This is a genomic window from Pseudomonas sp. PB103, from assembly GCF_009764635.1.
In the GTDB taxonomy this organism is placed as follows: domain Bacteria; phylum Pseudomonadota; class Gammaproteobacteria; order Pseudomonadales; family Pseudomonadaceae; genus Aquipseudomonas.
The window spans coordinates 1-14,164 of sequence record NZ_RWIL01000172.1 but is presented as its reverse complement, the minus strand read 5'-3'; the positions used below and the strand labels follow the sequence as shown (position 1 = coordinate 14,164).

Genomic DNA, 14,164 nt, shown 5'->3' with positions numbered 1-14,164 from the left:
GGCATAAACGACAAAGGCCCCGATTAAGGGGCCTTTGTTTTTTACATCAACGACTTATCAAGCGAACGGATGGCGCAGAACGATGGTTTCGTTGCGGTCCGGGCCCGTCGAAATAATGTCGATCGGTGCGCCGATCAACTCTTCGACGCGTTTGATGTAGGCACGAGCGTTAGCTGGCAGCTCTTCCAGGGTCTTGGCGCCCACGGTCGATTCGGTCCAGCCCGGCACTTCTTCGTACACAGGCTGCAGGCCTACGTAGCTGTCAGCGTCGGTCGGAGCAACTGCATTGCCTTCGGCGTCTTTGTAGCCGACGCAGATGTTGATGGTTTCCAGGCCGTCGAGTACGTCCAGCTTGGTCAGGCAGATGCCCGAGATGCTGTTCACATCGATCGCGCGACGCAGGATAACGGCGTCGAACCAGCCGCAACGACGGGCACGGCCGGTGGTAGCACCGAACTCGTGACCTTGCTTGGCCAAGTGTGCACCGACGTCGTCGAACAGCTCAGTCGGGAACGGGCCCGAACCGACGCGAGTGGTGTAAGCCTTGGTGATGCCCAGGATGTAGTCCAGGAACATCGGGCCAACGCCCGAACCGGTCGCCACGCCACCAGCGGTGGTGTTGGAGCTGGTCACGTACGGGTAGGTGCCGTGGTCGATGTCGAGCAACGAACCCTGGGCACCTTCGAACATGATGTCTTTGCCGGCGCGACGCAGGTCGTGCAGCTCGGCAGTGACGTCGAGCATCAGCGGCTTGAGCAGCTCAGCGTATTCCTTGCACTCGGCCAGGGTCTTTTCGAACTCGATGGCCGGCTCTTTGTAGTAACCGACCAGCATGAAGTTGTGGTAATCCACCAGTTCACGCAGCTTGTCTTCAAAGCGCGGCATGTTCAGCAGGTCGCCGACACGCAGGCCACGACGAGCGACCTTGTCTTCGTAAGCCGGGCCGATGCCGCGACCGGTTGTACCGATCTTCAGCTCGCCACGGGCCTTTTCACGGGCCTGGTCCAGCGCCACGTGGAAGGACAGGATCAGCGGGCAGGACGGGCTGATACGCAGACGCTCGCGCACCGGTACGCCTTTCTCTTCCAGCTTGGTGATCTCGCGCAGCAGGGCGTCAGGTGCAACCACCACGCCGTTGCCGATCAGGCACTGCACGCCTTCGCGCAGCACGCCCGACGGGATCAGGTGCAGGACGGTTTTTTCGCCGTCGATCACCAATGTGTGACCAGCGTTGTGGCCACCTTGGTAGCGCACTACGGCGGCAGCATGTTCGGTCAGCAGATCAACGATCTTGCCTTTGCCCTCATCACCCCATTGGGTGCCCAGGACTACGACATTCTTACCCATAACACTTGTCCTCATTCGCGCAAACTTGGTGCCGGCGATGGCCGGCAGGAAAACTCAAGAAGCCAGTGGCGATACTTGCCAAAGCCCGTTCTGCTGAATCAATTGCCGGTCGCAGTCCGCATCACGGGCGGCGGCCAAAGGTTGCCCAGGCAAAGCCTGAACGACACGCTGACCCTCACTGCGCAACTGGCAAACCTGCTGCCAGAGTGCCGCATCCGTACTGTCAGGCATCCAGATACCGCCAGACGGTAGCTCGATCTCAGCACGCCCCAGGGTCACCAGGGTTTTCAAATCGGTGGAGAAGCCTGTCGCCGGACGGGCGCGACCAAAATCCGCGCCGATGTCGTCGTAGCGACCGCCCTGAGCGATGGACTGGCCAACGCCCGGCACGAACACCGCGAACACCACACCGGTGTGGTAGTGGTAGCCACGCAGCTCGCCCAGATCAAAGTACAGCGGCAGCTCCGGGAAACGTGCCGACAGACGCTCGGCGATCGCCAGCAAATCTTCCAGTGCCGCCAGCACCGGCGCCGGCGCATTGGCCAGACGCTCGCGCGCAGCGCTCAACACTTCACGGCCGCCGCACAGATCAACCAGCGCACGTAACATGCCGGACAGGTCGGCCGGCAGGCCTTCGGTCAAGGTAATGACCTCGTCGATGGCCTTGCGTTGCAACGCATCGAACAACTGCTGCTCGACTTCACCGGACAGACCGGCGGCGCGCGCCAGACCACGGTAGATACCGACATGACCGAGGTCCATGTGCACATCCGGCACATCGGCCAGTTGCAACATGGCCAGCATCAGGCTGATCACTTCAACGTCGCTGCTCGGGCTGGCGTCGCCGTACAACTCGGCGCCCAACTGGATCGGGCTGCGCGAGGACGACAATGCCCGCGGCTGCGCATGCAGCACGCTGCCGGCATAGCACAGACGGCTAGGGCCTTCGCGACGCAGGGTGTGCGCATCAATGCGCGCCACTTGCGGCGTGATGTCGGCACGGAAACCCATCTGCCGGCCCGATTGCGGGTCAATGACCTTGAAGGTACGCAGATCCAGGTCCTGGCCCGCGCCGGTCAGCAGGGATTCCAGGTACTCGATATGGGGAGTCACGACAAACTCGTAACCCCAGCTCTGGAACAGATCCAACACCTGACGACGCGCGACTTCAATGCGCGCCGCTTCCGGTGGCAGTACTTCTTCGATGCCATCTGGCAGCAGCCAGCGGTCTACCGTTGCCATTACGCCATTCCCCTTTGATCCGGGCGGCCAGCCTGCGGGCGAGCCTTGAGTGAAGCAGAAAATGACCGATCCGTTCAAAACGCACGCGCATGAACGACGCGGCGAAAGGCCTGTTACCGGCTTCGCCCATCACTTTCCTCGAAATACTCTCGGGCCATTCAACCCGATGCCTGCAACAAAAAACAGCAATCAAACGTGCAGACGCAAAAAAGCCGGGAATTTCCCGGCTGCCGCATCATACACACGTTTTCCCAAAGGATCACCCCGCCCGAGGTTTTAGCCGCCGGGCGGAATGATTCAGGTCAACGCCGTATCAAGGCTTGGACTTTTCCAGGTAACGGAAGAAGTCGCTGCTTGGGTCGAGGACCAGGACGTCGGATTTGTTCGCGAAGCTTTCACGGTAGGCGCGCAGGCTACGGTAGAAACCGTAGAACTCCTGATCCTGACCATAGGCCTTGGAGTAGATCGCAGCGGCCTGGGCATCACCGTCACCGCGAATCTCTTCGGATTCACGATAGGCTTCAGCCAGCAGCACGCGGCGTTGACGATCAGCGTCGGCACGGATGCCTTCAGCCAGCTCGTTACCCTTGGCGCGGTGCTCGCGAGCTTCACGCTCACGCTCGGTGCTCATACGTTCGAACACGCTGCGGTTGACTTCTTTTGGCAGATCGATGGCCTTGACCCGGACATCGACGACTTCGATACCCAGCTCTTTTTCCGCCATTTTGTTCAGCGAGGCAGTGATGTCAGCCATCAGCGCGTCACGCTCACCCGACACCACTTCGTGCAGGGTGCGCTTGCCGAACTGGTCACGCAGACCGGATTCCAGACGACGCGACAGACGCTCGTCGGCGATTTGCTTGAGGCCGGAAGTTGCGGTGTAGAAGCGCTCGGCATCTTTCACGCGCCACTTGGCGTAGGCATCGACCATGACGGCTTTCTTTTCCAGCGTCAGGAAGCGCTGCGTCGGTGCATCCAGCGTCATCAGCCGTGCGTCGAATTTACGCACCTGGTTAACGTAAGGCACTTTCACATGCAGGCCCGGCTGAACATCGGCCTGAACCACACGACCGAATTGCAGCAGCACCGCACGCTCGGTCTGAGCGACGATGTAGAAGCAGTTCCAGCCAACCAGTAGCACGACGACGCCAACAATAAGGGCGATCAGCGATTTATTGCTCATCAGCGGGTCTCCCTTGTGCGCGACTGCGGCAGGTCAGTGACGTGCGGCGTGACATCCGTGTTGCTGGCGGCAGCCGAACCGGTGACCGGCGCATTGCTGCCCGAGCTGTTCTGAATCATTTTGTCCAACGGCAGGTAAAGCAGGTTGCTCTGGCCGTTCTTGTTACCGGTCACGAGTACCTTGCTGGTGTTGCTGAAGACTTCCTGCATGGTGTCCAGGTACAGACGCTGACGGGTCACTTCAGGGGCCTTGCGATACTCGGCGACCAGTTTAGTGAAGCGATCAGCCTCACCCTTGGCGCGCGAGACCGTTTCGTCGCGGTAACCGTTGGCATCCTCAAGGATACGCTGGGCCTGACCACGGGCTTCCGGCACGACGCCGTTGGCGTAGGTTTCAGCCTGGTTGCGCGAACGCTGCTCGTCTTCACGGGCGCGGATCACGTCATCGAAGGCTTCTTGCACTTCACGCGGTGCCGCTGCGCTCTGTACGTTGACCTGAGTGACGGTGATACCGGTGCGATAGGTATCGAGGAAGCGTTGCAGACGCTCCTTGATTTCGCTGGCCATCAGCTCACGACCTTCGGTCAGCACCTGGTCCATGGCGGTGGAACCCACCACGTGGCGCAGGGCGCTGTCGGTCGCGTGCTGCAGGCTGATTTCCGGCTGATCAACGTTCAGCACGAAATCCTGCAGATTGCTGATCTTGTACTGCACGGTCAGCGGCACTTCGACGATGTTCTCGTCTTCGGTCAGCATCTGGCCCTGCTTGGTGTACGCCCGCTCACGCGTGACGTTTTCCATGTACTTCTTGTCGATCGGCGGGAAATAGATGTTCAGGCCCGGACCAACCGTCTCGTAGTACTTGCCGAAGCGCAGCACCACGGCTTGCTCCTGCTCGTCGACCACATACACCGCGCTGTACAGCCAGACAGCCGCGAGCACGACCAGGCCGATGCCGAGCAGGGCGCCGAAGCCACCACCACTGCGACCCGAACCACCGCCGTCATCACCGCGTTTCTTACCACCACCGAACAACCCGTTCAGGCTTTCCTGCAGCTTTCGGAAGGCCTCGTCGAGATCCGGTGGCCCCTTGCGGTCGCCGTTATTGCGGCGCTTGCCACCCCAAGGATCCTGATTATTCGAGTTGCCACCCGGCTCATTCCAAGCCATAGCGCTCTCCATCTGATAAAGCAAAGACGCACCCACGGCGCGCCGACCAATGCTACAGAATGCCTGCCGTTACGGCACAACCGCTTCTTCAGGCTTTTATTGCAAAGTGTGTTGCTCGATGAATTCCATCGGCTGCAATCCTTCGCGGCTTACCAGTCGATTCAACTCGACACGGGGCAAACGAACGGCCAGCAAACTGATGCCTTCTTCGTCGTGTTCTTCTTTCTGCACCGCACCGAGTTCGAAAAACTGCGCACGCAGTCGCGCGAATCGTTGCGGCAAGCGCAAGGTACCGATAAACAAATCACCGCCGAGCAACTCGGCAATGGCTTGCTCAAGCAATTCCAGACCACTGCCATCACGCGCCGACAGCCAGACCCGCTGGGGCTTGCCGTTTTCGTCGCGCTGGATTTGTGGCTCAACGCCTTCAAGCAAATCGAGTTTGTTATAGACCTCGAGGATCGGCAAGTCCTGGGCTCCGATCTCGCCCAGCACCAGCATCACCTGCTCGATCTGCAACATGCGATCCGGTTCGGCCGCATCGATCACGTGCAACAGCAGGTCGGAATTGCTCGACTCTTCGAGCGTAGACCGAAATGCCTCGACCAGCTTGTGCGGCAAGTGACGAATGAAGCCCACCGTGTCCGCCAGGACAATCGGCCCCAAGTCGTCCAGATCCAGACGGCGCAGGGTCGGATCGAGCGTGGCGAACAACTGGTCGGCTGCGTACACGTCGGATTTCGTCACGTTGTTGAAGAGTGTGGATTTGCCGGCGTTGGTATAGCCCACCAGCGACACGGTAGGAATGTCCGCACGGGAGCGGCCGCGACGCGATTGCTCGCGCTGGCTGCGCACTTTCTCCAGCCGGCCCTTGATCTGACGCAGGCGCACCCGCAGCAGACGACGGTCGGTTTCGAGTTGGGTTTCACCCGGGCCGCGCATGCCAATACCGCCACCTTGACGCTCAAGGTGAGTCCAGCCACGAACCAGGCGGGTGCTCATGTGGTCAAGCTGGGCCAGTTCGACCTGGAGCTTGCCTTCATGGGTACGGGCGCGTTGGGCGAAGATATCGAGAATCAGACCGGTACGGTCGATCACGCGACACTCGAAAACACGTTCGAGGTTACGTTCCTGACTGGGCGTGAGGATGTGATTGAAAATCACCAGATCGGCTTCTTCAGCCTTGACCAGGTCGCGCAGCTCCTCGACCTTGCCGCTGCCGATCAGGAATTTGGCGGTTGGCCGATGACGCGGCACGTTAAAAAACGCAACGGTCTCGGCGCCCGCCGAATTAGCCAATTCCTGAAACTCCTGCGGATCTTCGCGCGCCTCAGGGTCCTGTCCATCCAAGTGAACGAGGATCACTCGTTCACCACCACCGTGGCGCTCAAAGAACAAAGGAGACTCCTATCAGGCGTTACCTGGCTCAGCGTCACCTGCTTCGGATTCGGTTGCGCTAGGCAGACGAATTGGACGAACCGGCACGACTGTCGAGATAGCGTGTTTGTAAACCATCTGGCTCACGGTGTTCTTCAGCAGGATCACGAACTGGTCGAACGACTCGATCGTGCCTTGCAGTTTGATACCGTTGACCAGGTAGATGGAAACCCCAACTTTCTCTTTACGTAAAGTATTCAAGTAAGGGTCTTGTAGCGAATGCCCTTTTGACATGTGCCGCACTCCTTTAAGGATTCAATAATAAAAAATAGGTAATTCAGATGGCTTTGGCCGTCACACCCCCAAGGATAGACGGCAATTGCAAGGACTCAGCTCAATATGGAGATGGTCCCAAGGTATTTCAAGGCGCGTGGCAGATTGTCGCAATCAAGACTGTCCAGCCAGTGTAAATCTTCCCAGCTGCGCAGCCAGGTGAACTGGCGTTTGGCCAATTGGCGCGTGGCGATGATGCCGCGCTCTTGCATTTCGGCCAACGTCAGCTTGCCATCCAGGTAATCCCAGACTTGGCGGTAACCTACTGCACGTATAGACGGCAACCCGGCATGCAGGTCACTTCTTTTACGCAGGGCTACGACCTCGTCGATGAATCCCTGTTCCAACATATTTGTGAATCTTTGTTTAATGCGCTCGTGCAATACCTGACGATTTGCCGGGGCAATGGCCAAGTTCGCGACAGTATAGGGCAATTGTTGCAGTCCCGAAGCGGCTGCTTCAGTACTTTGCGCAGATTGTTGCTGACGCAGGGCGGTCATGCTCTGACCGCTGACCCGATAAACTTCCAGCGCCCGACTCAAGCGCTGCGGATCGTTCGGGTGAATCCGCGCCGCCGACACCGGGTCGATGATCGCCAATTGATCGTGCAAGGCTTGCCAGCCAAGGCGTGCAGCTTCTTCTTCGATCTGCGCGCGGATCTCCGCATCGGCCGCTGGCATATCCGCCAGACCTTCAACCAAAGCCTTGTAATAGAGCATCGTGCCGCCGACCAGCAGCGGAATTTTTCCGCGTGCGGTGATTTCAGCCATGGCTTGCAGGGCATCGCGACGGAAATCCGCAGCCGAATAGGCTTCGGCCGGGTCGAGGATGTCGATCAAACGGTGCGGATATTCGGCCAGCAGTTCTTTCGAAGGCTTGGCGGTACCGATGTCCATGCCGCGATAGACCAACGCCGAATCGACACTGATCAGCTCGCACGGCAGCACCTTGGTCAGCTCGATGGCCAGATCGGTCTTGCCCGCAGCGGTCGGGCCCATCAGAAAAATCGCTGGAGGGAGCTGATTCATCAACGACCGCGCAGGAACAGTTTGTCCAGATCGTCCAGGCCCAGTTGGGTCCAGGTCGGTCGGCCATGGTTGCATTGACCGCTGCGCTCGGTGTTTTCCATGTCGCGCAGCAGGCCGTTCATTTCCGGCAGGGCCAGGCGCCGGTTGGCGCGGATCGCGCCGTGGCAGGCCATGGTGCCGAGCAATTCGTTGAGGTGTGCCTGAATCCGGTCGCTGGTGCCGTATTCCATCAAGTCCGACAGCACGTCACCGACCAGGCGGTTGGCTTCGGCCTGCTTCAACAAGGCCGGAATCTGACGGATCGCCAGGGTTTCCGGGCCCAGACGCTGTAATTCAAAGCCCAGACGCTGGAACCATGCCGCGTGCTCTTCAGCACAATCGGCTTCGCGCTGACTGACGGCCAGCGACTCCGGCACCAGCAATGGCTGGCCGCTCAAGCCTTCGCTGGCCATGGCGATCTTCAAGCGTTCATACATGATTCGCTCGTGCGCGGCGTGCATGTCCACCAAAACCAGGCCTTGAGCGTTCTCAGACAGAATGTAGATGCCCTTGAGTTGCGCCAATGCGTAACCAAGCGGTGGAATGTCTTCCTGACCGGCGGGCAGCGCGTTGGCGTTGGCTTCAGGCAACGGCGCGAAAAACTCGCGATATGCCGCCTGCGCCTCGGCAGCCGGCGGCATGCCTGACTGCGGCCGCGGCGTGTACTGATACTGGTAAGCGCCGCCAGCGCTGGCACCGGACGAGGTATTGAACGCCGGTTGCGCCTGCGATTGCTCCAGCAGCGCATTGGCCGCCAGACGCATTTCACCTTGCGGGCCGAATTCCCCGGCATCGAGGCCGCTTGGACGAACGATGGCGGTGGTTACTGAGCCGGCCAGTTGGTCTTCCGGACGCACATCACCCAACGCGCGATGCAGCGTGCCATACAGGAAGTCATGCACCATGCGCCCGTCACGGAAGCGCACTTCGTGTTTGGTCGGGTGCACGTTGACGTCGACGGCTGCCGGATCGACCTCGAAAAACAACGCAAACGTCGGGTGGCGACCATTGAACAGCACGTCGCGATAGGCCTGGCGCACCGCATGGGCGACCAGTTTGTCGCGCACTGCCCGGCCATTCACAAAGAAATACTGCAAATCCGCTTGGCTGCGGTTGAAGGTCGGCAAACCGACCCAGCCCCACAGGTGCAAGCCGTTGCGCTCGATCTCGATGGGCAGTGCCTGCTCAAGGAACCCCGAGCCGCAGATCGCCGCCACACGCCGGGCGCGGGCCGCATCATCGTGGGCCTCGTGCAGGCTGAGGATGGTTTTGCCGTTGTGGCGTAGATGGAACGCGACGTCAAAACGCGCCAGCGCCAGACGCTTGATCACTTCTTGCAGGTGATCGAATTCGGTTTTTTCGGTCTTGAGGAATTTGCGCCGCGCCGGAGTGTTGAAGAACAGGTCACGGACTTCCACCGAGGTGCCGACCGGATGCGCCGCCGGTTGCACCCGCGGCGCCATGTCACGGCCTTCGGTTTCGACCTGCCAGGCTTGCTCGGCATCGCGGGTACGCGAGGTCAGCGTCAGCCGCGCCACGGAGCTGATCGACGCCAGTGCCTCACCCCGGAAACCGAGGCTCATCACTTGTTCGAGGTCTTCGAGGTTGCGGATCTTGCTGGTGGCGTGACGGGCCAGCGCCAGCGGCAGGTCATCGGCGGAAATGCCGCTGCCATCGTCGCGTACGCGCAGCAGTTTGACGCCGCCCTGCTCGACGTCGACATCAATGCGCTTGGCGCCGGAGTCGAGGCTGTTTTCCAGCAACTCCTTGATCACCGAAGCCGGACGTTCAACCACCTCACCGGCGGCAATCTGGTTCGCCAGCCGTGGGCTGAGCAGTTCGATGCGCGCGGCAGCGTTCAGCACTTCGTTCATTCTTTGGACGCCAGTTCGGTGCCAGGAATGGTCAGGTGCTGGCCGACTTTCAGCTCATCGCTTTTCAGGTTGTTCGCACTGCGCAATGTGGCCGGCGACACCTGATAGCGCACACCGATCATCGCCAGCGTTTCACCCGGGCCGACGCGGTGATCACGCGGGCCTTGGGCGATCTTGCCGGAGTCACGCAGCCAGGCAATGTAGGTGCCCGGTGGCGGATTCTGCTGGAAGAACTGCCGCACGCCGCTGCTGATCGAGCGCGCCAGCGCTTGCTGGTGGCCCGAGGCCGAGAGCTTGTTGGCTTCGTTGGCGTTGGAGATGAAGCCGGTTTCGACCAGGATCGACGGGATGTCCGGCGACTTCAGCACCATGAACCCGGCCTGCTCCACACGCTGTTTGTGCAGCGGCGTGACGCGACCGATGTTGGTCAGGACTTTCTGGCCGACGTTAAGGCTGGAGGTCAGCGAGGCAGTCATCGACAGATCGAGCAGCACGCCCGCGAGCATGCGGTCCTTGTCGTCGAGGCTGACGTTGCCGGCACCACCGATCAGGTCGGAACGGTTTTCGCTGTCGGCCAGCCAACGCGCGGTCTCCGAGGTGGCGCCGCGATCAGACAGGGCAAACACCGAGGCGCCAAAAGCGGCCGCCGAAGGCGCGGCGTCGGCGTGAATCGATACGAACAGGTCAGCGCCCTTCTTGCGGGCGATTTCGGTACGGCCACGCAACGGGATGAAGTAGTCGCCAGTACGGGTCAGTTCGGCGCGGAAGCCTTTCATGCCGTTGACCTGACGCTGCAATTCGCGAGCGATCTGCAACACCACATCTTTCTCACGCTGACCGCGCGAGCCGGATGCACCCGGGTCTTCGCCACCGTGGCCGGCGTCGATCACCACAATAATGTCGCGCTTGCCGGCCGGGGCTGGCGGCAACTTGATCGCCGGCTCTGTCGGGGTCACTGGCACGGCTGGTACGGTTGCGACCGAAGGTGTCGGCGCAGGTGCAGGTTCGGCATCGGCTGCGTTATCGAACAGATCGACCACCAGACGGTTGCCGTATTGGCCATTCGGCGCCAGCGAGAAGCTTTTCGGGGTGACGGCTTTCTTCAGGTCAATGACCACCCGCAGATCGGTCGGCGTGCGCTGAGCCGAACGCATCGCGGTGATCGGCGTGTTGGCGGTCTGCACATTCAATGGCGCACCGAGGGTCGCACCATTGATGTCGATCACCAGCCGATCCGGCGCGGTCAGGGTGAAGACGCTGTGCTGCACCGGTCCACTGAGGTCGAAGACCAGTCGCGTGTTATCCGGCGCTCGCCACAAGCGCACGCTGTTGACCTTTGAATCGGCCACAGCGTTGACGGTTACTGCCATCAACAACAGTCCAACGGCAGCCACCAACGCGCGAAAGCGCATACCTAACCCCATCATTTAATTGGATTCCAATGCCAAAGCGGCACACCAGGCCTCGCCACGCGAGCCCTGGGATAAAATTTTCAGCGAACGCCCGCTGTCTTGCGGGCTAATGGTAATGGTCAGGTCAGGCTTTGGCAAAAAGCCTGCACCTTTATCGGGCCACTCGATCAGGCACAGGGCATCGTCTTCGAAATAGTCGCGGATGCCGAGAAACTCAAGTTCTTCCGGATCGACCAATCGATACAGGTCGAAGTGGAAGGCGCGGACGTCGCCGATCTCGTAGGGCTCAACCAGGGTGAAGGTCGGACTTTTTACTGCGCCGACATGACCGAGCCCACGAATGATGCCCCGCGACAGCGTGGTTTTGCCCATCCCCAGATTGCCTTCAAGAAAAATCAGGCCATGGCCCTGGGTCACGCGGGCGATCCGTGCGCCAAAGTCGCTCATGGCCTGTTCATCGGCCAGGTACAGGGTTACTTCAGACACGGTGCTTGCTCCTCCAACAACTGACGAATGGCTGGAATCAGATCACTGGCCGCCAGCCCACGGCCCAATTTGCCTTGTTGCATCCCCGCATTGGCGTGCAGCCAGACCGCCAGGCAAGCGGCATCAAAACCGTCCATGCCTTGCGCCAGCAGCGCACCGGTCACACCGGCCAACACATCACCGAGTCCCGCAGTGGCCATGGCGGGATGCCCTTGGTGACACAACGCCAGACGGCCATCGGGATGAGCAATCAGGCTGCCCGCGCCTTTGAGCACGACCACCGCTGAATATTTTTTGCTCAATGCCAGCGCCGCCGCCGGTCGATCCGCCTGCACCTGCGCGGTGCTGATTCCCAGCAACCGCGCCGCTTCACCCGGATGCGGCGTGATCACGCAGTCCTTGGGCAGATCAACGAAACCACTAGCGAGCAGGTTCAGTGCGTCGGCGTCCCACACTTGCGGCAATGCCGCATTGGCTGCCGCCGACAACAACGCACGCCCCCAACTGGCCTGCCCCAACCCCGGCCCCACCACCAGCACAGAGACTTTCTCCAGCAAAGCCATCAACTGATTGGCTGAAGAAGTCCCGAGCGCCATCCCTTCTGGCACTCGCGTCAACGCTGCCGGGACATGTTCAGGACGGGTCGCCAGCGAAACCATGCCCGCGCCGCTGCGCAGGGCCGTTTCGGTGCTGAGTAAAATCGCCCCGCCAAAACCGTGATCGCCACCGATCAACAGCACGTGGCCGAAACGGCCCTTGTGCGCAGCCGGCGCACGCGTCGCCAACTTTGGAAGATTAGCCGCGTTAAGCCGCTGAGCGATGAGCGGTAGGTCACGATAGATGTCGGCACTGGCCTGTAAATCGTTAAACAGCAATTCACCGATATGATCCGCCGCGTCCCCGGTGAACAGGCCGATTTTCAGGCCAATGAAGGTCACCGTCAGATCGGCTCGCACGGCGACACCCCGCACGTGACCGGTGTCAGCGCTCAGTCCGGAAGGGATATCGACGGCCGTCACCGGCAGACCGCTGGCGTTGATGGCCTTGATCGCCGACACGTAAGGCTCGCGCACATCCCCGCTCAGACCCGTACCGAGCAATGCATCGAGAATGATCCCGCGCAGTTCGCTCTGAGCCTGCCAGCCCTGGACCGCGACACCTTCCGCCAATGCCTCGGCATGGGCCAGTGCAGCATCGCCCTGCAGGCGCTGCGGATCGCCGACCGCCAAAACGTGTACGTTCCACCCGGCTCGCCGGGCCATGGCCGCGACCAGGTAACCGTCACCGGCATTGTTGCCATGTCCGGTCAGCACCGTCAGCTCAGTCGCCGATGGCCATTGCCGAACCAATGCTCGCCAGGTCGCATGCGCGGCGCGCTGCATCAATTCGAAGCCCGGCGTGCCGGCGGCAATCAGCCGTGCATCGAGTTCGCGCACCTGTGCGGCGCCATACAGCGCGTCGGGTAATTGATCTTTCGTGTGCGGCATGCGTCTTCGGGCTCCGATGTCTGGCAGAATTATACGCATCTCAGCTCCGGTTTCTCTCGCCTCATGTCCGCCATCACCACAGACCTGCCCGCCCTCGCCCAATCGATCAAGGATTGGGGCCGCGAGCTGGGCTTTCAGCAAGTCGGCATCAGCGGTCTGGATCTCGCCGAGCACGAGCAACACCTCGCGCGCTGGCTCGAGGCCGGCTACCACGGCGAAATGGATTACATGGGCGCCCACGGCAGCAAACGTTCGCACCCGGAAGAACTGGTGCCGGGCACCTTGCGCGTGGTTTCGCTGCGCATGGACTACCTGCCCGGCGACACCGAAATGGCCAAACGCCTGGCCCAACCGGAAAAAGCCTACGTCTCGCGTTATGCCTTGGGCCGCGATTACCACAAATTGATCCGTAAACGCGTTCAACAATTGGCCGACAAGATTCAATCCGAGATCGGTCCGTTCGGTTTCCGTGCCTTTGTCGACAGCGCGCCGGTGCTGGAAAAAGCCATCGCCGAACAGGCTGGACTGGGCTGGATCGGTAAAAACACCTTGGTATTGAATCGCAAGGCTGGCAGTTATTTCTTCCTCAGCGAATTGTTCGTCGATCTGCCGTTACCGGTGGATGAGCCGCACAGCACTGAACATTGCGGCCGCTGCACCGCGTGCCTCGACATCTGCCCGACCAACGCGTTCGTCGGCCCGTATGTGCTGGACGCGCGCCGCTGCATTTCGTACCTGACCATCGAACTGAAAAACGCAATTCCTGAAGACCTGCGCCCGCTGATCGGCAACCGCGTGTTCGGCTGCGACGACTGCCAGATCGCCTGCCCGTGGAACCGCTTCGCCAAACCTTCCGGCGAAAGCGACTTCAAGCCACGGCACAATCTCGACAACGCGGAACTGGCTGAGTTGTTTATGTGGGACGAGGATAAATTCCTCAGCAGCACCGAAGGCTCACCGCTGCGCCGCGCCGGGTATGAGCGCTGGTTGCGTAATCTGGCAGTGGGGCTCGGTAACGCGCCGTCGAGCATTCCGGTGCTGGAAGCGTTGAAGGCGCGGCGGGACTATCCGTCAGAGCTGGTACAAGAACACGTCGAATGGGCCCTGAAACAACACGGAGTCATGTAGGAGCTGCCGCAGGCTGCGATCTTTTGATCTTGAACGTCAAAAGATCGCAGCCTGCGGCA

12 protein-coding genes are annotated in these 14,164 nt (G+C 60.6%); 1 reads left to right on the top strand and 11 read right to left on the bottom strand.

The genetic code is table 11. The features are described 5' to 3' along the window. Positions 1-57: 57 nt before the first annotated feature. The 11 genes from EJA70_RS29660 to EJA70_RS29610 all read right to left on the bottom strand — a co-directional run bounded on the left by EJA70_RS29660 (position 58) and on the right by EJA70_RS29610 (position 12,977). Positions 58-1,347, bottom strand: coding sequence for an adenylosuccinate synthase (locus tag EJA70_RS29660; RefSeq protein WP_007915835.1), 1,290 nt, complete (start codon positions 1,345-1,347; stop codon positions 58-60). Between the two features lie 54 nt (positions 1,348-1,401). Further along, positions 1,402-2,589 carry an ATP phosphoribosyltransferase regulatory subunit gene (locus tag EJA70_RS29655; protein WP_007915833.1) on the bottom strand — a complete coding sequence of 396 codons (1,188 nt, stop codon included), beginning with the start codon at positions 2,587-2,589 and terminating at the stop codon, positions 1,402-1,404. A 313-nt stretch (positions 2,590-2,902) separates the two neighbouring features. After that, complete coding sequence (hflC, locus tag EJA70_RS29650; protein WP_008078329.1) at positions 2,903-3,772, bottom strand: protease modulator HflC; 870 nt, start codon at positions 3,770-3,772, stop codon at positions 2,903-2,905. Then, on the bottom strand, positions 3,772-4,941 hold the full coding sequence (hflK, locus tag EJA70_RS29645; protein ID WP_008078330.1) for an FtsH protease activity modulator HflK: 1,170 nt from the start codon (positions 4,939-4,941) through the stop codon (positions 3,772-3,774). The genes hflC and hflK overlap by 1 nt, the downstream gene beginning before the upstream one ends. 96 nt (positions 4,942-5,037) lie before the next feature. Further along, entirely contained in the window at positions 5,038-6,339 is a 1,302-nt protein-coding gene (gene hflX, locus EJA70_RS29640) for a ribosome rescue GTPase HflX (protein ID WP_158836102.1), read from the bottom strand. Between the two features lie 12 nt (positions 6,340-6,351). Beyond that, on the bottom strand, positions 6,352-6,612 hold the full coding sequence (hfq, locus tag EJA70_RS29635) for an RNA chaperone Hfq (protein WP_007902656.1): 261 nt from the start codon (positions 6,610-6,612) through the stop codon (positions 6,352-6,354). A 95-nt stretch (positions 6,613-6,707) separates the two neighbouring features. Further along, complete coding sequence (gene miaA, locus EJA70_RS29630) at positions 6,708-7,679, bottom strand: tRNA (adenosine(37)-N6)-dimethylallyltransferase MiaA (protein WP_158836100.1); 972 nt, start codon at positions 7,677-7,679, stop codon at positions 6,708-6,710. Next, positions 7,679-9,580, bottom strand: a complete 1,902-nt coding sequence (gene mutL, locus EJA70_RS29625; RefSeq protein ID WP_178117043.1) for a DNA mismatch repair endonuclease MutL — start codon at positions 9,578-9,580, stop codon at positions 7,679-7,681. The genes miaA and mutL overlap by 1 nt, the downstream gene beginning before the upstream one ends. An 8-nt stretch (positions 9,581-9,588) precedes the next feature. Further along, entirely contained in the window at positions 9,589-11,016 is a 1,428-nt protein-coding gene (locus EJA70_RS29620) for an N-acetylmuramoyl-L-alanine amidase (RefSeq protein WP_202949183.1), read from the bottom strand. 3 nt (positions 11,017-11,019) lie between these two features. Beyond that, on the bottom strand, positions 11,020-11,490 hold the full coding sequence (gene tsaE / locus EJA70_RS29615; RefSeq protein ID WP_007967425.1) for a tRNA (adenosine(37)-N6)-threonylcarbamoyltransferase complex ATPase subunit type 1 TsaE: 471 nt from the start codon (positions 11,488-11,490) through the stop codon (positions 11,020-11,022). Beyond that, a complete protein-coding gene (locus EJA70_RS29610; RefSeq protein WP_158836096.1) occupies positions 11,478-12,977 on the bottom strand; it encodes an NAD(P)H-hydrate dehydratase in 1,500 nt (499 codons plus the stop codon). The genes tsaE and EJA70_RS29610 overlap by 13 nt, the downstream gene beginning before the upstream one ends. 63 nt (positions 12,978-13,040) lie before the next feature. Between EJA70_RS29610 and queG the strand changes: the two genes are divergently transcribed. Next, positions 13,041-14,105, top strand: a complete 1,065-nt coding sequence (queG, locus tag EJA70_RS29605) for a tRNA epoxyqueuosine(34) reductase QueG (protein ID WP_158836094.1) — start codon at positions 13,041-13,043, stop codon at positions 14,103-14,105. Positions 14,106-14,164: the final 59 nt, after the last annotated feature.